Origin of the sequence: Haladaptatus salinisoli, assembly GCF_020614375.1 — an archaeon.
Lineage (GTDB): Archaea > Halobacteriota > Halobacteria > Halobacteriales > Haladaptataceae > Haladaptatus > Haladaptatus salinisoli.
This window is the reverse complement of record NZ_CP085329.1, coordinates 340,996-365,091: the sequence shown is the minus strand read 5'-3', so window position 1 is coordinate 365,091 and position 24,096 is coordinate 340,996. Positions and strand designations below refer to the sequence as shown.

At 54.8% G+C, this 24,096-nt stretch carries 16 protein-coding genes; 7 read left to right on the top strand and 9 right to left on the bottom strand.

All coding sequences use genetic code 11. The annotated features are described in order from the left end of the window. Positions 1 to 383: 383 nt before the first annotated feature. A complete protein-coding gene (locus tag LIX00_RS19610; protein ID WP_227356244.1) occupies positions 384 to 2,042 on the bottom strand; it encodes an acetate--CoA ligase in 1,659 nt (552 codons plus the stop codon). Positions 2,043 to 2,314: 272 nt separating this feature from the next. Beyond that, on the bottom strand, positions 2,315 to 4,102 hold the full coding sequence (locus LIX00_RS19605) for a sodium:solute symporter family protein (RefSeq protein WP_227356243.1): 1,788 nt from the start codon (positions 4,100 to 4,102) through the stop codon (positions 2,315 to 2,317). 289 nt (positions 4,103 to 4,391) lie between these two features. Between LIX00_RS19605 and LIX00_RS19600 the strand changes: the two genes are divergently transcribed. The 3 genes from LIX00_RS19600 to LIX00_RS19590 all read left to right on the top strand — a co-directional run bounded on the left by LIX00_RS19600 (position 4,392) and on the right by LIX00_RS19590 (position 7,482). After that, positions 4,392 to 5,018 carry a helix-turn-helix domain-containing protein gene (locus tag LIX00_RS19600; protein WP_227356242.1) on the top strand — a complete coding sequence of 209 codons (627 nt, stop codon included), beginning with the start codon at positions 4,392 to 4,394 and terminating at the stop codon, positions 5,016 to 5,018. Between the two features lie 141 nt (positions 5,019 to 5,159). Beyond that, positions 5,160 to 6,374: a CaiB/BaiF CoA transferase family protein gene (locus LIX00_RS19595; RefSeq protein WP_227356241.1), complete on the top strand. Its 1,215-nt coding sequence runs from the start codon at positions 5,160 to 5,162 to the stop codon at positions 6,372 to 6,374. A gap of 1 nt (position 6,375) precedes the next feature. Then, positions 6,376 to 7,482 carry a LeuA family protein gene (locus tag LIX00_RS19590; protein ID WP_227356240.1) on the top strand — a complete coding sequence of 369 codons (1,107 nt, stop codon included), beginning with the start codon at positions 6,376 to 6,378 and terminating at the stop codon, positions 7,480 to 7,482. 1,376 nt (positions 7,483 to 8,858) lie between these two features. On the opposite strand, the gene LIX00_RS19585 is transcribed toward LIX00_RS19590, so the two are convergent. Next, a complete protein-coding gene (locus LIX00_RS19585) occupies positions 8,859 to 9,926 on the bottom strand; it encodes an endonuclease/exonuclease/phosphatase family protein (RefSeq protein ID WP_227356239.1) in 1,068 nt (355 codons plus the stop codon). 858 nt (positions 9,927 to 10,784) lie between these two features. Here LIX00_RS19585 and LIX00_RS19580 point away from each other — a divergent pair. Continuing rightward, the gene (locus LIX00_RS19580; protein ID WP_227356238.1) at positions 10,785 to 12,002 is read left to right on the top strand and encodes an MFS transporter; all 1,218 of its coding nucleotides are present in this window, start codon (positions 10,785 to 10,787) and stop codon (positions 12,000 to 12,002) included. Between the two features lie 194 nt (positions 12,003 to 12,196). On the opposite strand, the gene LIX00_RS19575 is transcribed toward LIX00_RS19580, so the two are convergent. The 5 genes from LIX00_RS19575 to LIX00_RS19555 form a co-directional block, all read right to left on the bottom strand. After that, entirely contained in the window at positions 12,197 to 13,183 is a 987-nt protein-coding gene (locus tag LIX00_RS19575) for a bile acid:sodium symporter family protein (protein ID WP_227356237.1), read from the bottom strand. 1,085 nt (positions 13,184 to 14,268) lie between these two features. Beyond that, on the bottom strand, positions 14,269 to 15,708 hold the full coding sequence (locus tag LIX00_RS19570) for an oligosaccharide flippase family protein (RefSeq protein WP_227356236.1): 1,440 nt from the start codon (positions 15,706 to 15,708) through the stop codon (positions 14,269 to 14,271). Positions 15,709 to 15,825: 117 nt separating this feature from the next. Beyond that, positions 15,826 to 16,410 (bottom strand): class I SAM-dependent methyltransferase, encoded by a 585-nt coding sequence (locus tag LIX00_RS19565; RefSeq protein WP_227356235.1) that lies wholly within the window; start codon positions 16,408 to 16,410, stop codon positions 15,826 to 15,828. After that, positions 16,407 to 17,804 (bottom strand): sulfatase-like hydrolase/transferase, encoded by a 1,398-nt coding sequence (locus LIX00_RS19560; protein WP_227356234.1) that lies wholly within the window; start codon positions 17,802 to 17,804, stop codon positions 16,407 to 16,409. The genes LIX00_RS19565 and LIX00_RS19560 overlap by 4 nt, the downstream gene beginning before the upstream one ends. Beyond that, positions 17,804 to 18,847 carry a glycosyltransferase family 4 protein gene (locus LIX00_RS19555; RefSeq protein WP_227356233.1) on the bottom strand — a complete coding sequence of 348 codons (1,044 nt, stop codon included), beginning with the start codon at positions 18,845 to 18,847 and terminating at the stop codon, positions 17,804 to 17,806. Before LIX00_RS19555 ends, LIX00_RS19560 begins: the two co-directional genes overlap by 1 nt. Positions 18,848 to 19,688: 841 nt before the next feature. Here LIX00_RS19555 and LIX00_RS19550 point away from each other — a divergent pair. The 3 genes from LIX00_RS19550 (at position 19,689) to LIX00_RS19540 (ending at position 22,950) form a co-directional block, all read left to right on the top strand. Continuing rightward, positions 19,689 to 19,931 (top strand): hypothetical protein, encoded by a 243-nt coding sequence (locus LIX00_RS19550; protein WP_227356232.1) that lies wholly within the window; start codon positions 19,689 to 19,691, stop codon positions 19,929 to 19,931. A gap of 93 nt (positions 19,932 to 20,024) precedes the next feature. Further along, complete coding sequence (locus LIX00_RS19545; RefSeq protein WP_227356231.1) at positions 20,025 to 21,482, top strand: metallopeptidase TldD-related protein; 1,458 nt, start codon at positions 20,025 to 20,027, stop codon at positions 21,480 to 21,482. 412 nt (positions 21,483 to 21,894) lie between these two features. Further along, a complete protein-coding gene (locus LIX00_RS19540) occupies positions 21,895 to 22,950 on the top strand; it encodes a succinylglutamate desuccinylase/aspartoacylase family protein (RefSeq protein WP_227356230.1) in 1,056 nt (351 codons plus the stop codon). Between the two features lie 44 nt (positions 22,951 to 22,994). Here the strand turns inward: LIX00_RS19540 and LIX00_RS19535 are convergent, their stop codons facing one another. After that, on the bottom strand, positions 22,995 to 24,095 hold the full coding sequence (locus LIX00_RS19535) for an ABC transporter ATP-binding protein (protein WP_227356229.1): 1,101 nt from the start codon (positions 24,093 to 24,095) through the stop codon (positions 22,995 to 22,997). Position 24,096 lies beyond the last annotated feature (1 nt).

Genomic DNA, 24,096 nt, shown 5'->3' with positions numbered 1-24,096 from the left:
TCCACTGATACCATTAATTGGGTGCATCGACGTGCATAGTCGATCCCGTAGCGGATACGGGACGCTATCGACGGATAGTACGCGCCAGATGGCCATAGCGGCGATTGATGACGTTCAGAATCGAGAGCGGAGATAGTCCCGTCGAGGTTTACGTCCGACCCGGCGGTAGATAGTGAACTGACGGCTACGATGATAGACGAGAAAACAGGGTACTCGCGGCTTCCAAGGTGCCCCGCAGCGCCGAGTTCGTCGATTCGCTTCCACGGATGCCGAGCGCGCGTCTCCAACGTGTCCGGTTCGCCGAGCGAACGGAAGATCGCAATAACCGCGGCTGGGACGGCGACTCCGAACTTCCTGACCGGAAAACCGAATCGGACTGCCGATTACTCCGTACTTCGGTCGCGCAGTTTTCGCCGTTGAATTTTCCCCGTCGTCGTGGTCGGCAGGTCGGTAACGAACTCGATTTCTCGAGGGTATTCGTATTTTGCGAGCTGGTCTTTGACCAGCTGCTGTATTTCCTCGCGGAGCCCATCTTCGTCGCCAGCGATACCGCCAACGGGTTGGACAAACGCTTTGATTATCTCACCACGGATCTGGTTGGGAACGCCCACGACGGCGACCTGCTCGACATTCGGATGGTTAAGAATAGTGCTCTCGACCTCACCGGGCCCAACTCGGTAGCCCGATGTGAGGATGACATCGTCGTCTCGTGCCTTGAACCAGAAGTAGCCGTCCTCGTCACGGTATCCGAGATCTTCGGTCAGGTGCCACGGTTTGCCGCCATCGGCTGCGTCCACGCGCGCTGCTTCGGATTTCTCCGGCTGATTCCAGTACTCTTGGAAGATGACTGGATCGTCACCACGGCGAACCGCAATCATGCCGATTTCGCCATCAGGTAAGCGTTCACCGGTCTCGGAGTTGATGATCGCAACTTCGTGCCCGGGAACCGGTTTCCCCATACTGCCGGCCTGCACTGGAAACCACTCCTGACAGTTGGTTACCAGGAGGTTCGCTTCCGTCTGCCCGTAGAGTTCGTTCACTACGACGCCCTCTAACTGTTCGGCAGCCCAGTCGAGAATTTCGGGCGTCAGTGGCTCTCCACCGGTACAGATGGCTTCCAACGAAAGGTCGTACTTCTCGGTGGGATTCCCGATGTTCATCATCATTCGAATAGCCGTCGGCGGGAGGAATGTGTTAGTCACATTGAATTCTTCGCAGAGTTTGAAGGCGGTCTCCGCGTCGAATCCTTCCATCGGATAGCTGACGACGGGTTGTCCGTAGTGCCACGCCGGAAACAGGAGGTCACCTAGCGCGCCGATCCACGCCCAATCGGCCGGTGTCCAGTACACCGAGTCGAAGACATCCCGTTCGAAATACATGCAGAAAGCTGCGCAGTGACCGGCCCAGAGCCCATGAGTCTGCAGGACGCCTTTCGGCGGACCGGTCGATCCGCTGGTATACATGATAATCGCCGGCGTCTTCTCGTCCGTGTCAGCGATCTCGACCGTCTTCGGCTGCTCCTCGTACAAGGCATCAAATGGTTCGGCGTCCTCGAGGGGGCCGGCAGCGTCGACAGCAACCACGTGTTCCAAATCCGGACACTCGTCTTGAATCTCCCGTACCGTATCGAGCATCGATTCATCGACCACGGCAACGCAAGATTCGCTGTCTGCAAGACGATATTGGAGCGCATCCGGCCCGAATAGTACCGACAGTGGTAGCGATATCGCCCCTAATTTCCAGCATGCGAGGTGCGTCAGTGGGTTCGCTGGCTTCTGTGATACGACGACCGCGACGCGGTCACCGGACTCGACGCCGCGCTCTTCGAGTGCGTGAGCGACTTGATTCGATAACTCGTCCAATTTCTGGAAGGTGTACGTCTCCCGTCGCCCATCAGGGTAAGCCTGGTAAAGTGCCGGTCGGTCGCGGTCGTGTTTTTGCAGAATATCCCGCGCAATATTGTAATCGTTGGGGAAGTCCCACACGAACTCCTCGCGCGCCTGTTCGTAGGTATCGTAATCGAGGGATATGTACCAAACCATTAACAAACGCTGTTCGAATGCGCATGATATAGAACCTCGTGGTAAGTGTGAACAATATGACTGAATCGGGTAACGGAGCCGCTTAGAGCCTCCGTGATGCGCGATATTGCCGACGCACTTGAGTGTAAGAATGATTTGTCGCAATAGGTACGGCTACACAGTGTGGTAGACCTCGACCCACGGACAAAGGCTGTCCTCCAACTCGTTGATGGTTGAATTCTCCCGTCCAACTCGGGTTCGCGGCCGAAAGCGGGGGTTCCGTCGTTCTCGGATTACGCGAATTCTTCTTCCTTTTTCTGGTCTTTGTTTATAGCCGGTGTTTCACTTGCCCGCGTGTCTTTGCGCCAAATAAACGTCGAAAGTACCACGAATAGCGTCTCGACGATAAGTGCAGCTATGGTTACCCACGTCCAAATTGGCAGTTCGAAGGCTGCTCGCGCGTTCCAACTTTCAGGCGCATACCACGGAACCATGATGACAAACACTACCGCAAGGCCGATCCAGAACGTTTTCGTCTGTGCCGGAAGTATGTATTCCACGTCATCTTCCCCGGTCGTTTCGGACGATTCTAACGAATTATATTCGAGGATGTTCCTCGCTCGCTCGGTTTCTTCATCTTCTCCGGAAACGTAACTTCCCGCCAACAGTATTAGTGAGTTAGCGATGAGTCCAACGATACCCGCATGGAGACCGTATACTTCGGAATTCCCCGTGAGATACAGTCCGACTGCAACCAAGCTCCCGATAATCATCCCTGCGATAGCGGGTTTATTCTTCACCCGGTGCGAGTAGAGGCCGAAGATGAATACGGGAGTGGCTTGGAGCAGGAACTCGAATTTCAGTTCCGTCCAGCCCCAAATCGTGAGAGATGGATTGAAAGCGATCGCGAGTGCGAGGAGTAAGAAGACGGCTAAAAACCCCCGACTCACGTTAATGACACGGCCATCGGGAGCGTCTGAATCGATGAACCTCCCGTACAGATCCTTCGATAAGACCATTGAAAGAACCATCACGGCGGCGCCCGCTGTCGAAAGAGTTGCCATGATTACACCAAGCGATATCAGCGACGGAAGTAGCGTGCTCCCGTGCGTCTGAACGAATGCGCCGAGTAAAAACGGAACAACCTGTTCGGATTGCGATTTTGTGAGGTTGGGAAACACTCCGCTGCCAAACATCCCGATTAACCACAGCGTCCCCGCCGCGAAGAGAAATATCGGCGCTTGGAGTCTAAACGTCCGCCTGAGGTCCTTCGTATTTTGCACCCCAAGATAGAACTGTTGAATGTGGATATACGTCGGCAGACCAAGCAAGATCAATATTATCGTGCTATACCATCCGCTCATGGTTGAGGTGGACGGCAGTGTTAGTTTCTCAGGGGAGGCCTGCCAAACGTTGCTCATCTGGGACGTAAACCCGCCTAGTTGCCCGATGAGGACGAGCATCGTAAAGAGCGCGAAGATCATTAGCGCCCCTTGTAGAGCGGCGGTAAGTGCCGTTCCTCTGAACCCTCCGATTCCAACGTAGAGGAGGATGATGGCAGCGAAAAGCACTATCACCGCCTGATACGGTAACACCCCGCCAGAGGCTACGTGACCTAAGTGACCCATCGCAAAGAACTGTTCTGTGAATTGAACGAAGGTTCCCCACAATAAGAAAAATACCGCGAGAAACGCGACTTTGCCGTTGAATCGGTGTTCGAGGAAGTCGACCGGAGACGTGTAATTCCACTTTTGCCCCAAGTTTATAAGCGGAGGAGCGATTACGAGCGCTCCTATTATCCCGGCCACCATAAATTGCGGATACACGAGGAACCAGGCCCCGGATCGGTACGTTGCTGCAGCGTATCCTAAGAAGGAATTCCCGCTGTACGAATCCGCGAAGATCGTGAGGGCGATAACGACGAACCCCAGCGATTTGCTCGCCGAGAAAAAATCGTCGACGTCGACACCGACTCTCTTGGTGTACGAGTACCAGCCGATAAACGTCATTCCGGCGAGACCGAGGATGGTCAACGCTACGATTTCCCATCCCAACGAAACAGTCTGCGGTTCTACGGCCATCGGCTTCCCTCGATTCTCGTAGTCATCGTCTTGCCCTCAACAAGCGATCGCTGTCTCATCTCTCCTTGCTTGCAGCAACCGTATTTCATCATCGCTCTCGTGGTGCCTTGAGAACATACCTCAAAGAGGCTTGTCCCAACGATGATTGGCCGTTTAAGTGGCGGAAGTGCGAACCGCGTTAAAATCGCCGCAGAGCGGGCTCTCGTACGGAAGGATCCGAAGGAGCAGTCGTGTTGGATCGTTGAACTACACTAACCCTTATTTTATCCGTTAAAGAATAGCCGAGGCAATGTACGAAGCAACGCTCCATCTGAACCTGGAAAAAGAGTGCGTACTCTCCGAATTAGCTTCGGAAACAGGCGACGCCATCGAAATCGAGGTGCTGGAGCTCCATAACGAACTTGTGACGTTCATCATCCACACGACGACGAACGCGGAGGAATTCTACGAGCGCCTCTCGAACACCGAGCGGATCGAGAATGCCGAACTTTTAGGAGATGAAGCGGTGCTCATCACAAAACCTTCGTGCGGAGCGTATCCCGCGGTCCACAGAAACAACGGCGTGCTCCGCCGACAGAATCGAATCGACGAGCGAAGTCGGGAATATAACGTTCTCGCGTTCCAACACGAGGATATGACGAATATTATCAAGGATTTTCGGTCATTTGGAACGGTTACCGTCGACTCCCTCTCGGAATTCCCCGGCAACGATCCGGCGCTCACTCCTCGCCAGCGGGAGGTCGTCGAGACAGCGCTCACGGCCGGTTACTTCGAGTGGCCCCGCGAAATCTCTAGCGAGGAACTCGCCGATAAACTAGGCATTTCGCGCGGAACTTGTCTCGAACATCTTCGGAAAGCTCAGGCGAAACTTCTCCGCGATGCGGTCGATTCTCTAGACGATCTTCAGACGGCGTGAACGGCGGAATCTCCCCGCTCGACGACATCTCGGGAATAAAAGCTTTGGTGGTTCTTCGACCACATATAAACGGCCAACTCACGATGGAACAACCTACTTTCTGCATCACCGTCCGAGACTAGATACACCGATAACCAGACTATGGCTCCCAAGGATACTACCGGCCCCCTCGACGGGTTGCGAGTGATCGATTGTTCCGGCATGATTAGCGGTGGATTCGCAACGGCGCAATTAGCGGATTTCGGCGCAGACGTCATCATGGTCGAACACCCCGAATATCCGGATCCGCTTCGCGAGTGGCCGCCGTTCGAGGATGGGACTTCGCTGTGGTGGAAATCGATCGGACGCAACAAACGGTGTATCACGCTCGATTTGAGTACGTCCGAGGGCGCCGAGATCCTCCGCGAACTCGTCGAAGACGCGGATCTCTTTTTTGAGAACTTCCGACCCGGAACGCTCGAACGGTGGCACCTCGGGCCGTCAACGCTGCAAGGGGTTAATCCAGGACTGATCGTGGTTCGCCTCTCCGGATATGGGCAAACCGGACCACGCTCGGAGAAGCCCGGATTTGGAACCGTCGCCGAAGGCATCTCCGGGTGGGCGCACGCCAACGGCTTCCCCGACCGAGAACCGTTGTTGCCGCCCATCAGTCTCGCTGACCTGACAGCTGCCCAATTCGCGGTGCAATCGGCGATGTTTGCAGTGTTCGAACGCGACGTGGGCCGAGGGGGGAGCGGCGAAGGACAGGTGATCGATGTTAGCCTCTATGAACCGTTATTTCGGCTGTTTGTTGGCGATGTCGAAGCGTACGACGTTCAAAACGATGTCAGGGAGCGCACGGGGAACCGGCACCCTAACGCCGCCCCGCGAAACGTCTACGAGACCAAAGACGGCCATATGACGCTGTCCGCTTCCTCACAATCGATTTTCGAAAATGTGGCGGATGCGATCGGTCGGCCGGACCTGATTGGCGATCCTCGATTCGAGACCAACGAAGATCGCGTGGCGAACGCGGAGCAACTCGACGAGATTATCGAGAAGTGGACCCGACAGCGTAGTACCGAGCAGGCAATCGAGGAGATGGAGGAGGCGGACGCCATCGTCGGTCCCGTTTACGATATGAGCGATATCTTCGAGGACGACCAATACCGGGCTCGCAACGATATCGTTGAGGTCGACGACGATGACCTCGGGACGCTAAAAACACCAGCACCAGTCCCGAAGTTCTCTCGAACCCCCGGTAACGTTCGGCATCCCGGCCCCGACCACGGTGAGAGCAATCGAGAAATATACTGCGAAGAGCTGGGTCTCAAGTCAGAGACGTACGAACAGCTTGCCGACGCGGGGGTGATTTAGTATGATCCTGAACGACGTAACACTCCGCGAGGGCGATCAGATGCCCGGCCGAGACTATTCGATCGACCAAAAGGTCGATGCCGGAAAGCAACTTGACGAACTCGGAATCGCCTTCATCCAATCCGGCTTCCCAGTCACCGGCGAGAAAGACCGCGAAGCAACCCGTCGCCTTGCCGGTACGGTCAACGCGCGAGTAGTCGCCCTTGCTCGTGCCGTTCCGGGCGACATCGAAGCGGCCGTCGAAGCCCAAGCCGACGTCGTCGAAGTGATCATCCCCGTGTCGGATCTCCAGCTCGAATACAGCCTCGGTAAATCTCGAGACACCGTTCTCGACATGGCTCGAGACGCGGTCGATCTCGTAGTGGAGCACGGGGCGACTCCCCACCTGACGCTTGTCGACGCGTTCCGAACGCAACCGGAACACCTTCTCAAGGCAGCGACGGCGTTCGATGACGTCGAGTACCTCACTCTCGCCGACACGGTCGGGGCTCGAACGCCCGTCTCTGTCAGAGCACTCCTCTCGGAGCTCAGCAGCGATATCGACCTCTCGAATATCGGCGTCCACTTCCACGATGATCTCGGCGTCGCGACCGCAAACGCCTTGGCGGCGTACGAGACCGGTGTCGGAAAGGCAGACGTCAGCGTCGCGTCTCTCGGCGAGCGGGCAGGGAACCCAGCCCTCGAAGAACTCGTCGTCGGAGGAGTCGTCGAACACAACGACTCGTTCGGCATCGCCAAAGCACAGCTCGTTCCGGCGTGCGAATCCGTCCTCGACATCCTCGACGAGAGCGACAACGCCGATCCGCGGAAAGCAATACTCGGCTCCGAAGTGACAGAGCACGAGTCGGGAATCCACACGGCCGCAATGTTACACGAGCCGAGCGTCTTCGAGCCGTTCGATCCCGAGACGTTCGGCGGTGAACGGCGATTATTGTTCGGTGCAGGAACCGGGAGATCCGGCGCATCAACAGTATTGTCCAGCGCCGGCATCGAACCGACGGAACAACGTATCGAAGAGTTTCTTTCCTTGCTCGCGGAGGTCGGACCGGTGGACGAAGATGAAGCACTTGCGCTCGCGGAAACCGATTTTTCGGCAACCGACGACTAGATTCTTAGATGATTTTGTTGGTCGACTGCGTTACAACCTGCATCTGCGAGCGTGAGTGCGACATGCTTTCCGATATCCGCGCCGTTCCCGTGATGAACGCAGTTCGTCCGCTCAGATTCGGCTCGACCGCCGTATCTAGCGTTTAGTACGCTTCCGCCTAAGCGATGTGGAGTTCGGAAAAAGCGATTCGAGTTCGGGTGGGCAATCATGTCGAGTCGCGTCGTTGCCCATTCGATGAGCTCATGAGTCCGTTACTTCCGGCTCTACGGAGTCGCGGGAGCAGAGAGAAAGACGTCGAGACGATTCGATCGAATTCGGTCGTTAGTCCGTGGCAAAGACGTATATTACTGAGCCTGTTAATAGCTCTCATGCCAGAAGGATACATGTGCGATGAATGCGGTGACTTTCTCTCCGTCAAACCTCACTCGGTGTTCCGATTCGGGCCCGGAGGGACGGAACAGGACCGTGAATTCACGTTTTGTGAAAAATGTGCGCCGAACATCGTCAAGGAACACGGGTGGTCGACGTCGAGTCGAGAAACCGAACAAGCGGGGTGAACGCCGGTCGTGAGACAGACTGGGATAGCCGCTAGATCCTCGGCGGTCTCTTCGAAGTCGAATCCTGTGCGGAAAGCCACCTAGTACTCAGGAGCGATGCAGATCCGAGGGCGAGGGGTACTTTTCGGCGGCTTCGATTCTTTGGCCCGTAGGTTCGTGTTCGTCGTCTCGAGAACGTCGACTTCGTCCATCGACCAAGTTGTCAGATTGGATCGTTATCCGGTGGAAGGCGGCTTTGACTAATACTCTTGGAATACCATCGTCGTTCCAACAAGTAAATTGGAATATATAATACAAGAATGTTCGTTCTCGGGCTCAGTCCTCCAGTAAATAAAACGAATAGGTGATCATCCGCGCAACGATCCGAGAAGACGGAGTAGAAGCCCTAGTCAGTAGGATCACTGCATCTTCTCTAATGATCTGACGGTATCCGACATAATCCACGCCGCTTCATTATCAGAGTCTTCGATACAAACTGCAAAAAACGACTCACGGCCGTTATCGACGGTGATTCGGTACCCACTACTTGTTAATCTTGGATCTTCGTCAAAAGACGATTTCGGGGCAGTCACACTTGCCCTCAGAGTTACCAGTAGATAACATCACTGGGTGTATTTCTCACGCCGTCGGTGCGCGGAGGGTCGCTCAATGCCAAGCGTATCTATACCTCGAGCGGTCAGAGCCGGAAACTCTGACTCGCGCATCGCCGTCAGTCGTCTCCTCTGTACGCTAGAAACCAGTGTTATGTATTCGTTTGCGTCTGGTACGATACTACCCACCTATATATCGTAAGAGTTGATCTCCGATACGGCGAGACAGCTACTCACTCACGGCTACCCACACCGGGAAATGATCCGACGCTCGTTCGGCCACAGCTCGGTGATTTTCAGCTTTAGCCGGCCAGCCGATTCCGGATGATCGGATCGTAAAATCCGTCGATGGGAGGACGTAATCGGCTCGTGTGGGCCCACGAGAGAGGTTGCTGGTCGCGTAAGGTGCTCCGTACTCGCTTCCCCCAGGACTGGACGGCGTCGCGGCAATCACTCGTGAATTATCAAGCAGGTAGCGTGCGACCGCGTCATCGGTCACCGCGTCACCGGGTTCGGCGTTCAAGTCGCCAAGTACGACGAACCGCTCATCGGTGTACAGACCGCCTTCGAAACCGTCGTCGTCGTACGGGTAGTCCGCACCGGCGACGTAGTCGCCTAAAAAGCGAATCTCATCGTGACACCGTGGGGCGTTGAGGGTGTCCATGCCGTCTGCGAGTGGCGGTGACGGATGTGCGATCACGGCATGGATTTTACCGTCGGGAAACTCGATCGGCACATCTACCACCGTCTTTGCCGGGAGTCGAAACCGCTCACATTCGTCGGCGGTGAGGTACAAGTCACGGTCAGGATTGGTCGGGATCCGGTGGTTGGGAAGGTCGGCCCAGCGAAATCTCTGGAAAGTGCGAACGCCGTCCATATCGATCGGGAACGAACTGTACAGCGTCATTGCGTATCGCCCTGCGTACGGGGCGTAGCTGAAACAGTCTCGGGCATACGCATCCGTTCCTGGCTCGCCGCTGAGTCCGTCTTTGCCGATGTCCATCCCGCTTGGGATACCCGTGTTACACCGTGGGGCAATCCATGCCTCGAAGTCGACGCCCTCGAGAGTAGGGGCTTGCGGCTCGCGAAGGTAGTTTTCCAGGAACGCTGTCGCGTTGTGCACCTTTTCCCATCCCTGTACGAAGTTGTCGTCCATTTCGTTGACCAGAAGAACGTCCGGCGTCGGCAAACGTTGAATCATTTCGGCGGCCGCCTCGAGTTGCCTGGTTCCTCGTTGCTGGACTTTCTCCGTCGTCAGTAGTTCGATGTTGTACTGAGCGAAGACGTAGTTTCCCATGTGTCCCACTGTCACACGTACTACTCGAATGCCTGAGAACCTCTCGATCAGTACACTAGTAGCACCTCTAGCAGCGCTCGTGGATTCATCCACGCGAAAAACCTGTTTCCTAAGCCCTGATGTGTCTCCAACACTTGTGCTTTCGTTTGCTGCCGATCGATCGTCCGTTTCTTAACATTTCCATATATTATAAATAAAAATTCTTGGCAGTAGCAAGCAGTTCCTCGACGCGCCGCTTATGGTCGAATCGGGATAGAAGGGGTGTACCCTAACGTTGGATCGCTCCTGAGGCAGCGATGCCTCTTCTGTCGATGTGATCACTGGTATCGCCGGCGCGGTCAATGATTCAAATTCTCTTGCGGGGGTCGATACTATTTCGAAACACCATCGGAACCGTGATTTGGTCAGCTTGGTTCCGACAGTGCCCATGAAGAAAACACTTAGCCTTACCGCTAAATGTTGGAGGCTTGCGAGCGATGCCTCCAACCCTAGTTCTCCGTGGAGAGCTATAAAGTGACTGGATGATTCCAACGGTGATGGAGTTTTCCACGATCTGTGGTGGGTTAGAATCGCGAAGGCACCAGCTCATCGAACAGTATTCATCGTCGGACACCGCGTTTTCAGTGGGAAACACAGAGAACGCAACCGATTTTTAGATCGAAACTGTATCGACTGCCACTCGTTCGGAACCCTCTGCTGCAATCACGAGCATATTCAGAGCGGGCGTACAGGGAGCTCGATCACCAACGTGAAATCCAGCGTTAGCAGAACCGGGGGAAATCATACGGAGAGGAATCACTTCTACCATCGCACCAGGAGCAAGCAGGCTTATGGTCGTCTCTTTAAAACTTTTCTTCGATGGCGAGACTGGCAGATGAGACCCGTCGTGCGTACGGACTCGTCGTCGTTGCGTCGTTTGGGTACACGTGCCTGATGTTCATCTGGTTCTCACTACCGGCGTATCTCTCTTCGATCATTGAGGAAATCGGTCTCACGGGCATACAGGCTGGTGTGTTAGTCGGTGCCGTCCCGTTGACCTATATTCCGCTTGCCCTATTTTCGGGGGTCGTCATTGACCGCGTGGGGCCCGGTCGTAGTCTTGCGACCGGTGTCCTGATTTACGGTGTTGCACAGATTGGCCGAAGTACCGCACCCGGATTTCTGTCACTACTGCTATTCACACTCCTGATTGGCGTCGGCGCAACCGCCATCACCTTCGGACTCCCGAAGCTCGTTTCGTTTCTCTTCCCACCAGAGCGAACTGGGTCCCCTTCCTCGATCTATCTCATCGGAGCCTCCGTGGGTTCGGCTGGCGTCTTCAGCGTCGGTCGGCCGATACTCGGCCCGATGCTCGGCGGATGGCGCCCGCTTTTCTTTTGGAGCGGTCTCGTCGCAGTCATCTATTCCGCGGTCTGGTTCGTCGTCGCGCGACAAGCAGGGATCGACGATCGCACCGACGAGCACGATTCGTCGTTCTCGGTCGACTCGATCAGCCACGATCTTCGGCTCATCCTCTCGCACAGGGAGCTCCAACTCGTCGTTATCATCGGGACAATGTACCTCCTCGTCAATCACGGTGTCCAAGGTTGGCTCCCGACGGTACTGGAATCACGTGGGCTGTCACCGGACCAAGCTGGGCAAACGACGAGTGTATTTGTCGCAGCCTTCGCTCTCGGCGTCTTGGTCGTTCCCGTCGCCGCCGATCGATATTCTGCCCGACGAACGGCCCTGGTATCGTGTGGAAGTCTCATGTTCCTCGGAGCCGTTGGGATGGTGTTCGGCGGTATCCATTTTCTGATGTTCGCTAGCGTTGTTATCACCGGAATTGGCGTCGGCGGGGTCTCGCCGCTTGTTCGAGCAATACCTCCGGCTTTGGACGGAATCGGAGCTCGGCTCACCAGCACTGCGATGGGATTCATCTTTGCGGTCGGCGAAATCGGTGGATTTCTCGGTCCGGTGCTCATCGGAACGCTCCACGAGATCACGGGGTCGTTCGTCCCCGGGTTCGGACTACTCTCCACTGCTGGGCTCATCGTTATCATCGCCGGGGAAGCCTTGCGGCGTCTGCGTGAGTGACCGCGACACGACACTGCTGGCGAACCGCCGGTCGACCGTTCCTTCACCGCAGGTCGGACAAGTGAACTCGTGGGCTTTCGCCGTAATTCGCCGTGACCTCTCTAAGGATCACGGCTCGAAAGTACGACGAGAAGAGTCGATTCAGCCGTCCGGCAGAAGCGAGCCTCGAAGGCTACGACTCGTTGCGCGGCTGTTCAATCATCCGCGTGTATCGCCGGGGACGATGACGAAACGGACTCCTCATCGCGAGCAAAGTAGGAAGCCAAGGCAGGCCCACTCACATTGTGCCAGATGCTGAACAGTGCTGGCGGTAGGGCTACAGCGGGTGAGAAAAAGGATGTCGCAAGCGCCACAGCGAGGCCGCTGTTCTGCAAGCCGACCTCAAACGCACAGGTACGAACACGGTCTTCGGACATTCCGGTTGAACGACCCACGCTGTAACCTGCTCCGAGGCCGATTGTGTTGTGCGCCACGACTGCGACGATGGCGGTCGCACCGGCAGTGAGGATCGTCGCTTTACTAAGCCCGACGACGGCCGCGACGATCGCCACGATGGCGATAACGCTCACTGCCGGGAAGACGTCAAGCCCCGCTTCAGCAAGCTCGGGTGCCTTTCGGTCGAGGAAGTATCGGAGTGCGAAGCCAGCGATAACGGGAACGAGTACGACTTGCACGATGCTCGTAAATAGCTGCGCGAAGGTGACGTCGAGCTGTTCGCCAGCGAGGAAGACGACCCATGCGGGCATGACGATCGGTGCTGCGATCGTCGTCACGGTAGTAATCGCCACGGAGAGGGCGACATCGCCATCGCCGAGGTATGTCATTACGTTTGAGGCAGTGCCACCTGGCGCAGCGCCAACGAGGACGACGCCCAGTGCAAGTTCCGGAGGAAGAGCCAGTGCGACGGTGATGGCATATGCTGCCGTCGGCATGACGACCCACTGTGTAACGGCACCGATGCATACGTCGCGTGGTCGTTCGACGAGTCGACGGAAGTCGACAGGTTGGAGCGTCAACCCCATTCCAAGCATGATGACGCCGAGTAGCGGTGTGATATAGGGGCTAATCCACGTGAACGCCGTAGGAGCCGCGAGAGCAAGCCCGGAGAATACGAGCACCCAAACGACGAAGTAGCGATTCGCGATAGCGCTCACACGCCGTACGACGTCGAGCGTACTCATTGTCCCCTCCCATTGATCCAACGACGCTGTTGTTGTACCATGTGCCTATGCATATCAAACCCCACGCTTATGTTTGTCGGTAATGGTATTCGTGGCAATACTCACCCCCTAGTATCGGCTACAACCTCACGAAAAGCCCCGCACGAACCACGGAACGCGCTAAAGTTCCTTCAAAGGTGACCGCCTCGACGACCGGCATAGCCGCCTGCCGTTGTAAACGCGGGGGATGCCGCTGAAAGACATTTCTCACCCCTTGCAACAGTAATCAATACGTCGTAGGGCAGAACGTACCGTCATCGGACGCGGTTGGTGACCGTTTCTGACGGCGCTCAGCGTGAACCACCGTTCTATACTTCTGTAACTACGAAATCCGCGATGCCCCAGTCGTGGCGAGTCTCCTTACTCGGATTGTGGCGCTGGGCTGTGTCGACTGGGGCATTCTGGATGACAGGTTCTCGTTGCGAACTGGTGACGGTTCGCTCTTGTTCAGCTGGTGTACCTCACATCCCGATGACGGCGTGACAGCCGGGATGTGGAGGCCAGGTCGGTCGTCACCGACCCAATTAGACAAAGAGCGGAACGTGGAAAAACTATTCTGACCAATGTTTCAAAACTCATCTGCGACTGATGAGATGACCGAATTGGGAGAGGAGAGGCCATTTAAATCGGCCAACGGAATTTCTCGGAGGATGGTAACGAGCACCGATAATTTTGCCATTTGCATCTTCCGTACAAGTTATCGTACGAGAACCGCGGTTGGTGGCTCATGGCATACGTGATCGGAGTGGATACAGGTGAGACGTTCACTGATACGGTGACCGTCGACGATGGCGGGTTCACGTGTAACCGGGAAAGCCGGGACGACGCCTGAAAATTCGGCTAAAGGCGTCTTCGACTCGCTCCGGAATAGTGCTCAGAATCTGGGTCGTGACCTCTACGAAGTACTAAAAGAGGTTGAAATACTCTTTATAGGGCGACCCTGACGAACACCGTTCTCAAACGGAGCGGGAGTACCCGTTGGCCTCCTTACGATAAATGGACAGTCGGGGGCGTTCTTATCTGGATTTAGTAGATGTATATCATAATCAGACTATCTTTACGGAAGGTACTGCACTTTGTAATGTCATACGGAACTTTGAGCTTACAGCAAATAAGAATAGAAAGTATGTGAAACCACCAAGACCGATGATCAACGCGAGGTAGACCCATGAGTTGATTTGTATAAAACTCTGTATGGAGGTTACAATGATAAACATTGCAAGTCCTGCACCAACTTGTTCAAGCAAGGAGTGTGGAATTAGGTTTATTGTCGTGAGTTCCTGCTTGAGCAGAAGCGCTGCTCCCACATACCGGATAGATTCAGCAGCAATTGTTGACACGACAACGCCGACAGGACCAATCCACAGTATCAGTCCTATACCCCCGACAATATTCACAACGACTGCAATGGCAGACAATCGCATCGAAATATCAGGTCGGTCAAGTCCATTCACTGCTTGAAGGAGAGGGCCGCTCTGTGTCCGAATGACGCGATAAATAGCAAGCGCTATCAACAACGGAGCTGCCGCAGCAAATGCCCCTCCGTAAGCTGTAACGATGATTTCGTCGGCGAACACAAGCGTGCCAAAGCATATGGGAATAGCAATGAGACTAGTGAATGAGATTGTATTTTCGATATCAAGGTGAATGTTACCGCCACGAGCTGATATAGCAGATGTTTTTGCCATGAGACCACTTCCAGCCACCTCTGCTATGAAGATAGCCGGAATCGTGAGTTTGAACGCTGCTTCATAGTAACCGGCCACTGTAGGTGTTAATACTGCTCCAAGTAAGAGAATATCGAGACGGTCGTATATTGTTCCGAGGGCGTCTGATGGGATACTGTACTTTGCAAACCTCCAATACCTCCGAAGTAATTCCTTAGAGGGTGTCCTTGGTCGTGCACTAAGATAGAACACTACGATCGGTAGCGTTGCCAATGACGCACCAGCTAAACCAACAATCATACCGACAGCACCTAAGCCAGCAATAACAAGTAAGAGTTGTAGACCGAGTGTGAGATATGAACGTACAGTATCTAACCAGACGGCTGTGGAAATTCGTCCTCGTGCTTGCACTAATCGTTCAAGAGTAATAAAGACAGATTCACTCGAAAGTAATAAAATTAAAAGTAATGGTGCGGCCAGTAATCCGGTATACTCACGCAATGATTTTGCGAATAGAAGAATGCCGATCGTGACCACTATAATCCATAGTGTATTAAACAAAAGATTTGCACCGAGGGCTTCATTGCGTAGGTTATCTGATTCAGAAAGACGTTTCTTTCCGGCAGCTGCCCAACCCGACATTGGTCGATCAACAATTCGGACAAGCCCAAGTAAGAGATAGACGCCACCGAACATCGTTGGACCGAGTACGCGTGCAAATACGATTGACCCAACAAAGCCTGCAAGAGCCATAACAATCTTCGCAACCGTCCCAGACAACGTTTCCCGGCCGAGGCTAATGTTTGCGGCGTTACTCATTGCTGCGCGTCGAGAGACACTTTGGGCAAGCATCCTGATCTGTCGACCGATATCCACATCTTTTACAGCGGGTTATTGACCGAAACATTCGAACAAGATCCCATAGAGACAACTTTGTCATTCCACCACCTCCGTTCGCTTCCTGAGGCGGAAAGTTAGATTTCCGCCACCTAATGGGAGTCCATCCCATCTGTCGGTTGTGATGATTTTACTCGCTTGTCGAACAAGGAATGAAAACGCCCGAAGAGGTAGCCAGTCAACGTCAAGCCAGGCAACGGCATCCCTCTCAACGAGTTCTAGCGAGATTTCATCGCTTTCATAATAGTCCGGAAATATAGTGGGATCCCACCCTAGTCGTGCTACTTCATCTCTCGGAAGGAAATAGAGTATTGTTTTGAAATACCATTGCGTCTGGTGTGTCGGATCGGCCTGCCACGTCCGCCCAAACGGTACGTCAAAAATGAATTCACCATTGGGTTCCAACACTCGGGAAATTTCTTTAAACGCCCTAGGTAATTGTTCTTCTCCGTTAAGATGCTCAAGTAACTGTGATGCATAGATTTGATTGGCAGATTCATTTTCAAATGGGAGGTTACAGACATCGGCCTGAATATCACAGCTCTCATAGGGTCGGATATCAACCCCGATCGCTCCATCTCGAGGATTATCCCCACAGCCAATATCAATGGTTACTTTGTTCATGATAGATATCCTAATTCCTGCAAACGACTTTTGGTACTGGCAGCAATTGCATGAGTAGTACTTCCGGCGTTTGCTCGGTGAGCAAGTTCCTCAAACGATACATCAAACACTTCATCAAAGAGATCATCTGGAACATTCTCGTCCGAAAGTGGATATTGGATACTAGGGTCACCAACGACATCGTAGACGTTCGTTTCTCCATACTCATCGCATACGTATTTCCGACCATCTCGATAGACGGCGCGTTGTGCTCGATCCCAATAATCCGAGGTTTCGTCGGGGATCTTACTACCACACCCAGCTATTTCAGCTGGTATAGTTGATCGAGTGTATGCCTCCATCGACGCCTCCTCCCGAAGATTCGTCGCAATTTCCCCTAGATCCAAGTGCGTGGTATAATCTTCGACGATACCGGTATGATTCGTTGAATAAACATCAAATGGGACGTGTAAAAGTGCCTCCGATAGACTGCTAAAATGGTTAATAAGAAACTCATCTTCGGAATATCCCAGATTTTCGCCATGATCAGCGGTAATGACGAACATGATATCTCGATCAAGCGACTTAGTAAGTGAATCCATCAGGTCTGAAATAATTTGATCAAGATAGGCAATTTCAGCCGCGTACAGCTGCCGAACGTAGTTAATCTCTTTTGCATAATTCCCTTCTTTCTCAGCCGTATTCACATCCCAGTCGTTGAAATCAAGAGAGGTGAACGAGGGCGGACAGTCGTAAAGGTCACGATCAAGGCCGAGAAATGGTGAATGCGGGCCGTGAGCATCCATGAAATTTGCGAACAGGAATGTAGGCTTTGTAGCCTCTGTAAGTTTGCTCTTAATCGCACGTGTGATACTCTTTGCCCCGTAATCAAAGGGATTCAGAATAGGGAGTCGCTGAGCCCAGTTTTGGAACTTAAATAGTCCGCCATTTGCAAGCGAATGTATTGGATACTCATGTTTAGCGGCTTGATGGATGAAGCTGAGAATACCATCCTCTGTACCACGGTTTTGAATATATGAATTGATATTGATACCCTTTGGGAAGCGCCGTGAGGGTGATATCGCAAGACAATCATCAAAGAGGGTATCAAAACCGAAAGTGGAGCTGGCGTAGATATTTGCTGAGATACAGCATGAGTGATAGCCCTCCCAATTAGCAAACCAAGTATCGCGAGAATCGAGTGTACTAAAGTCCCGATTGTATGCATGGACACCGGATTGAGATGGAAGTAACCCAGTAACCATCGCTGCGTGACTTGGAACGCTCCAAGATGACGCCGCCCGCATTTCTTCAAATTTGAGTGTCGCCCGCTCTCGAAGTCGCGGTGCAAACTGATCGTAGTAGTCCTTGCGAACTGTGTCGAGACAAAGCACGACAAAGTGGGGATCCGACATCAGGCAATCAGCTCCGAAACAGCTGCATGGAAATGGCGTTGTTGGGTGGACTCTCGGAGTCCAAAAACACGCTCGCGCCCAGCAGTCCCCCGCTCAACGCGCTCCTCAACCCCGAGTTCGTAGAGAAATGATAATCGCTCGGTTAGGCTGTCGACGGTTGGCTCTGCAATTTGATCGGCTGGAAGAAATTGACGGGTTCCAACGCTTGTTGTGACGACGGTTGGTGTTCCCGAGAGCATTCCTTCGAGACTGCCCACAGGGAATGAGTCACCGATTGAAGGCTGTACGTAAACGCTCGCGCGCTCAAACCAATCAACAAACTCAGCTAGCGGTACAAATCCAGGTGTTTCAATCCCCGGCTGCGTAGCATACGGTTGTTCCGTATGACCATTTCCGAGGAACACTGTTCGAATGTGGTCACCAAACTTCTCACGAAGTCGTTCAGTTACTGTTGCTAGCATCAGCTGATTTTTTGATTCTTGTGCACTTCCTGCTGACAAAACCACGAAGTCTTTTTGTTGTGATCGTGGTTTCAGTTTGGCGAGCGAGGAATATTTTGAATCTGCGATTGGAGGGTGGACAATTCCAACTGGAAGATTACCTAAATACGGCGTGGCCCAGTCGTACACGTCCTGACCAACCGCGATACAGCCATCGAGAAGGCGATAAGCGACGGGTTTCAGGCCATACCATAGATACTTTGACTTTCGTTCCGAGAGCGTATAGAACGTCTCATCAGCAGCTAAGTAGAGTGCCTTTACATCGGGATTGGTGGCCGTGGCATACACGAGAAGCGTCTGTATTGGTGCCGTTCCTTCTGCAATTACAACATCATACTTCTCGGAAATTGATCGTCCAGCTCTAACGCGGGCTTGAATTGAATGTTGATCTTGGCAGAGATAGTTACCTTCCTTGTCTGTCGTTGGAGTATCTCCCGTCTCAAAGTGAATGTACTCGGCCCCAACAGAATCACCGAAGACGCGATGTGCTGGATGAGCATGTTTACCTTGGAATAGCATGCATATATCTTTATCAAATGACATCATTTACTCACGCTCCCATTAAAGGGAACCAAGATTTGAGGTAGAGTAGATCGACTCAAAATACCCTTCACAATGAAACGATCTATTATCGCACTTCTCAATCTATCAATTCTTATTGCGTTTATATGGTGGTAGATGTGTGTCAGGTACATCATTAATCTAATTTCTGTATCTTGAGATATGGAATCAGTATCCATTCCTCATAACACTTTTAACTCCTTGTTTGAGGCATAAATACCAATTGAAAAATATAAACCTTTTGATTCTGTATGGGCCATGTCAGTATCCTGCGATCCTCTATTTGTTTGGATACCTTATGGCCTCGTATTCACATGTGAACTTCTTAAGACCCTTAATCGCCGGAGGTGATAAATACGCCCACGTTTTTATTTATGAATCTTTAGTCAATTCTGGTGAGTAGTTATCTTCCTTACCATAACTCTGTCTTTCATTCGGCAATCTCTGTTTGAACTCGTTGCCTTTCTTCTTCGACTTCTTCTTTAGAGTAGTTTGCCTCTTTGATAGTAAGGTCGTGATCATACCCTGACTCAACGGTCACAGGTGCAGCATCATCTTCATACTCTCACCGCAGACAGGTATCTCGCTACGCAATCACTACGGGGATCAAATCGATGCTTCGTGGCGGGGAACTATGGTCAATACGATCGCTTGCCGCTACGTTTCGGAACGAGGAGTTGCGTGAACTCATCAATATGCTTCATCAACATGGACCCCTGTCTGATCCGGAATTGACTGAGATTACCGGGAGAGATAAATCGACTCCTACCGTTCGACACCGACTTCCCGAAGGTTGATACGGTCGCTCCCGATACGTAAAAACATGCCAAACTTTCGGCTGCGACGGAACGGATGGGCGACGATCGGTTTCGGGCTCTCCGTGGCATTCGCCGTTGTCGCATTCTCCTACTTCTCGTTCGCGGGGGCTCCGTTACGCGGCGCGTTACTAGGGCTCCTCATCTTGTTGGCTGGTGGATGGGAGTATCGACAGAAACTGCAGGATACCGTCATCGCCGAGTCGTACGAGGCGGAAGCAGAGGCACAGCAGCGAAAGAATCGCCGATAGTCGAGCCGACCTCCGTGCGTTCTCTCGTTCGAGCAACGATAAACCCGGTCGGCCTCCGGTGGTTTCATACCTCATTGATTGGTATCCTTTCGCATGACTGAGAACGACGACCCGATAGCGGCGATGGAATGGTTGCTCGACCGCTTCGAGGACGATGACGATGTCGCGTACGCCGAGGCGGGTGCCGTCTCGCAGACGAAGACGGACATCGTCGTGACCGAGGACGGTCCACGAGACGAACTCGTGTTCGACGAGACGGGCCTCTGGTGTCGCGTCTTCGCCAACGGCGCTGCCGACTATCGATACACGACGAATTTAAACGAGGAGGCGTTAGCCGACGTAGCGGACAGAGCGGTTCGCGGCGGCAAGTTCCTGGCGCAGGCTGACCCCGCCCGATTTGACCAGCTCACCACCCACAGAGCCGTCCACGACGGTTGGGCGAGCGATCGAATCGACGAGGTACCGCTAGAAACGAAACGTTCGACCATTGAAGCAGGTCTCACGGCGGCGGCAGATATCGATCTCGAACGACGGTGGGTCAACTACGCCGACGCGCACATCGAGGAAACCGCGGCGACGACGACCGGAAGCACCGTTCGAACGACGCTGGACCGCGCGAGCGTGGCGTTCACCTTCGCAGTCCGGAACGGGCCGACCATTCGACGCCACGCCGGGTCCACCCGAGGCGCAGCGTTCCTCGACGAGCTCCCAGACACGTTCGAGTCCGCAGCCGCCGACGCTCGGACGTTGACGCGAGCGGCGACGGCCGACGCGCCGACCGGCGAGACGACCGTCGTTCTAAGTCCGCGGGCGGCCGGGCAGTTGTTCGCGTTCGTCTCGCGATATCTCGAAGCGGACACGGTTGATATGGGATTAAGTCCGTACGACATCGGCGACGAACTCGGTCCCGAGTCGCTGTCGATAGAAGATACCGTTCACGCCGGCTCGTGGGCCGCTCGCAGCTATGACGCCGAACTCCGACCGACGACACCGGTGCAACTAGTCGAGAACGGAACCGTGACGAGATACCTCCACAACACCGTCACCGGAATCGAAGCGGACGAGTCCCCCGCCGGGAACGCCGTCCACAGTATCGGCTTCGGGCAGCCACCGCGAATCCATGCCCGCCATCTAGAGGTCGAACCCGGCGACACCGGCCGGGCGGCCCTCCGCGACGAGGCCGACGTACTCGTCGAGCGATTTGACGAACCGTGGCTTCGCGACGAGTTTGAACGCGTCCAGCGGTCGGGCGTCATGCCCGCCAGTGCCCTCTACGCGAGAGATATCGACCGAAAGGTCGATGATCGAACCGACCGAGGCTGCGCCGAGTTCCCCATCGCAGAGGGCTACCGACTTCGGAACAGCGAACGCGCCGGCCGCATCGAAGGGCTATCGCTAGCGTACGACCCCTCGACGCTCCGCAAGGTAACCGCCATCGGACGTGTTCGCGGAACTGTCACGGGCGTCGATAAGAAACACAAAACACAGATTCCGTACGCGGTGACCGCGCCCAGCGTTCGCCTCCGAACGAGGCTTCGCACTCGAGAGTAAGCCGCGGGGAGGAATTAGGCGGAGACTACGGAACTCGCTGTCGGTGACGATACGCAGCGAACGGAGCTTCCCGGAAATGCTTCCACCCGACGAACGTGTCGTCGACGACGGAATTCCCGATGGATTTACGATCCACCTCTACGGAGGTCTCAATTATCAGGATCGCCAGCGTCTCGATAACCAACGGGAGGCGCCAACCAACCGACTGACTAACGAAAATGACCAATTCACGACCAGCTACGTTTTGTCGGGATGCTGTAGAACGGCCGCGAGTTCGCCTCGCTACCCGACGGAAAATCGATCACGAAGGGCGGATTGCTCCCGTCGCATCGGCCGGATCACCCGGTCCGAACATCGGACCGCGACGCACGCCGGAAACATCGACTTACACGGATAGTCGCCGGAAAGACCCATGAAGCTTGGAACTGCAGAGTCGGACCCCGGCGAGGTTTCTACGGGCTATCTGTCCGTCACTGATTTGCCGACGGGGCAGCCCGAACACATTCCCGTCGTTATCGTCGAAGGAGAAAAACCCGGGCCGACGGTATGGGTGACCGGAACGATTCACGGCGACGAGCCGACCGGAATGGAGGCGATACACGAGTTTGTGGCCCGAATTCAGGACGAACCGCTCCGGGGAACCGTCGTCTGCGTTCCGGTGATGAACCCGTCTGGACTCCGAACGAATGCCCGAACGTCGTACTATCACGGTGACGACCCGAATCGGTACTTCGGCTTCGAGCGCGGAGACGGCGAGACGCCACCGAGCGTTCAGCAGTTGATCTGCGAGCGGCTGTACGAGGAGATCAGCGCGAGCGCGGATGTGGTCATCTCGCTTCACACGTCTTGGATCGCGACGTACCCGTACACGATTCGACCGCGCGTGAGCTACGGGGAAAATCGAGAGAAAGCCGAAGCCGTCGAGTTACGCGACCGTATCACCGAACTCGCCGACGCGTTCGGCCTCCCCGTGGTCAACCAGTTCAGTCACGAGGAAACCGAGCGACGGTCGCTCAAGCACACGTTGACCGGGACAGCCGTCGCAGACGGGATTCCGGCGTTCACTCCGGAACTCGGCGGTCGGTTCGTCGTGGAACAGGACGTCTGTGAGGCTGCTATCGTCGGGTTGTACAACGTGCTCCACGCCTCCGGGATGGTCACCGAATCGGCGTCGTTCCCGGTGGAGTTCGAGCTGTCCGCCGAGATCGACCTCAAACGGCTCGTCCACCCACACGCGGACACCGCTGGAATCGTTCAATATAGGGTGCAAGAGGGAGAGTGGGTCCAATCGGGACAGGTAGTTGCGGATATTGTCACACCCCACGGGGAGACGAAGACCCGAGTGAACGCGGATCACTCGGGGTACGTCCTCAGCCGTTACGAGCGCGTGGCAGTGTACGAAAACGATCCGCTCCTCGATATGGCCGTACCGGACGACGAACCGCTGCTACGAGAGCACCGAGACTGATTGGGTTCGCAGCGGTGCCCGGTGAGCGAGACGAAATGAATAGGTCAGTCGTCCGCCGGTGCCGACTCGGTATCGTCGCTCGCGGCGACTCCGTCCTCTCGACGTTCACCCGCTAACTCCTCGTAGGGGTTGTACCCCTCCGCGCTCTCGTAGAGGTGGCAGGCGATGTCCTGCTCTCCGTCGACGTCCGCCTTCTGTTCCAGCGGCGGGGTGACTTTGTCACAGACGTCGCCGATGTACTTCGGACAACGAGCCTTGAACCGACAGCCGGTCGGGATGTCGATGACGTCGCCCACTTCACCCTGTAGTTCGACTCGCTCACGTCCCACGCCCGGGTCGGGGACGGGAACCGCGTTGATGAGCGCCTGAGTGTAGGGATGCTGTGGATTCTCGATTACCTGGTCCGTCGGTCCCTTCTCGACGATTTTGCCCATGTACATGATCGCGAGGCGGTCGCACATGTGCCGGAGCAACGAGAGGTCGTGACTGATGTAGACGACCGAAAGTCCGAACTCGTCGGTCATCCGATCCAGCAGCGACAGAACTCCGGCCCGGAGACTAACGTCGAGCATCGACACCGGTTCGTCCGCGACGATAAAATCGGGATCGAGCACGAGGGCGCGCGCGATGGCGACGCGTTGGCGCTGACCCCCGGACAGCTCGTGGGGGTACTGATCGAAGTACTGCTCGGCCGGGAGGAGTTCCGCGAATTCTAGCGCGCGCTGGACCCGCGCAGTCTCGTTGCGGATGTCGTGGATGCGGAGCGGTTCGGCAACGGTGTCGTACACCGTCATCCGAGGATTCAGGCTCTCGAACGGGTCCTGGAATATCATCTGGGCGTTCTGCCGGAACTCTTCGAGTTCGTCGTCGCTGGCCTTCGAAAGCTCCTTGTCGTTGTAGATGATTTCACCGGCGGTCGGTTCGTGGAGCTTTACCAACGACATCCCCGTCGTGGTCTTGCCGCAGCCGGACTCGCCCGCCAGTCCGAGCGTTTCGCCCGCGTGAAGGTCGAAACTGACGCCGTCGACGGCGTGGACGTACTCCGGTTCCTCACCGGAGACCGACTGCATCAGACTTGCTATCCACCCCTGATCGACCTTGAAGTGTTTCTTGAGATCGTCGACTTTGAGGAGTACGTCGCTCATC

Bases quoted from the DNA above. Each gene is read 5' to 3' on its own strand.
- LIX00_RS19610 (WP_227356244.1), bottom strand. From the start codon at position 2,042: ATGGTTTGGTACATATCCCTCGATTACGATACCTACGAACAGGCGCGC.
- LIX00_RS19605 (WP_227356243.1), bottom strand. From the start codon at position 4,102: ATGGCCGTAGAACCGCAGACTGTTTCGTTGGGATGGGAAATCGTAGCG.
- LIX00_RS19600 (WP_227356242.1), top strand. From the start codon at position 4,392: ATGTACGAAGCAACGCTCCATCTGAACCTGGAAAAAGAGTGCGTACTC.
- LIX00_RS19595 (WP_227356241.1), top strand. From the start codon at position 5,160: ATGGCTCCCAAGGATACTACCGGCCCCCTCGACGGGTTGCGAGTGATC.
- LIX00_RS19590 (WP_227356240.1), top strand. From the start codon at position 6,376: ATGATCCTGAACGACGTAACACTCCGCGAGGGCGATCAGATGCCCGGC.
- LIX00_RS19585 (WP_227356239.1), bottom strand. From the start codon at position 9,926: ATGGGAAACTACGTCTTCGCTCAGTACAACATCGAACTACTGACGACG.
- LIX00_RS19580 (WP_227356238.1), top strand. From the start codon at position 10,785: ATGGCGAGACTGGCAGATGAGACCCGTCGTGCGTACGGACTCGTCGTC.
- LIX00_RS19575 (WP_227356237.1), bottom strand. From the start codon at position 13,183: ATGAGTACGCTCGACGTCGTACGGCGTGTGAGCGCTATCGCGAATCGC.
- LIX00_RS19570 (WP_227356236.1), bottom strand. From the start codon at position 15,708: ATGAGTAACGCCGCAAACATTAGCCTCGGCCGGGAAACGTTGTCTGGG.
- LIX00_RS19565 (WP_227356235.1), bottom strand. From the start codon at position 16,410: ATGAACAAAGTAACCATTGATATTGGCTGTGGGGATAATCCTCGAGAT.
- LIX00_RS19560 (WP_227356234.1), bottom strand. From the start codon at position 17,804: ATGTCGGATCCCCACTTTGTCGTGCTTTGTCTCGACACAGTTCGCAAG.
- LIX00_RS19555 (WP_227356233.1), bottom strand. From the start codon at position 18,847: ATGTCATTTGATAAAGATATATGCATGCTATTCCAAGGTAAACATGCT.
- LIX00_RS19550 (WP_227356232.1), top strand. From the start codon at position 19,689: ATGCCAAACTTTCGGCTGCGACGGAACGGATGGGCGACGATCGGTTTC.
- LIX00_RS19545 (WP_227356231.1), top strand. From the start codon at position 20,025: ATGACTGAGAACGACGACCCGATAGCGGCGATGGAATGGTTGCTCGAC.
- LIX00_RS19540 (WP_227356230.1), top strand. From the start codon at position 21,895: ATGAAGCTTGGAACTGCAGAGTCGGACCCCGGCGAGGTTTCTACGGGC.
- LIX00_RS19535 (WP_227356229.1), bottom strand. From the start codon at position 24,095: ATGAGCGACGTACTCCTCAAAGTCGACGATCTCAAGAAACACTTCAAG.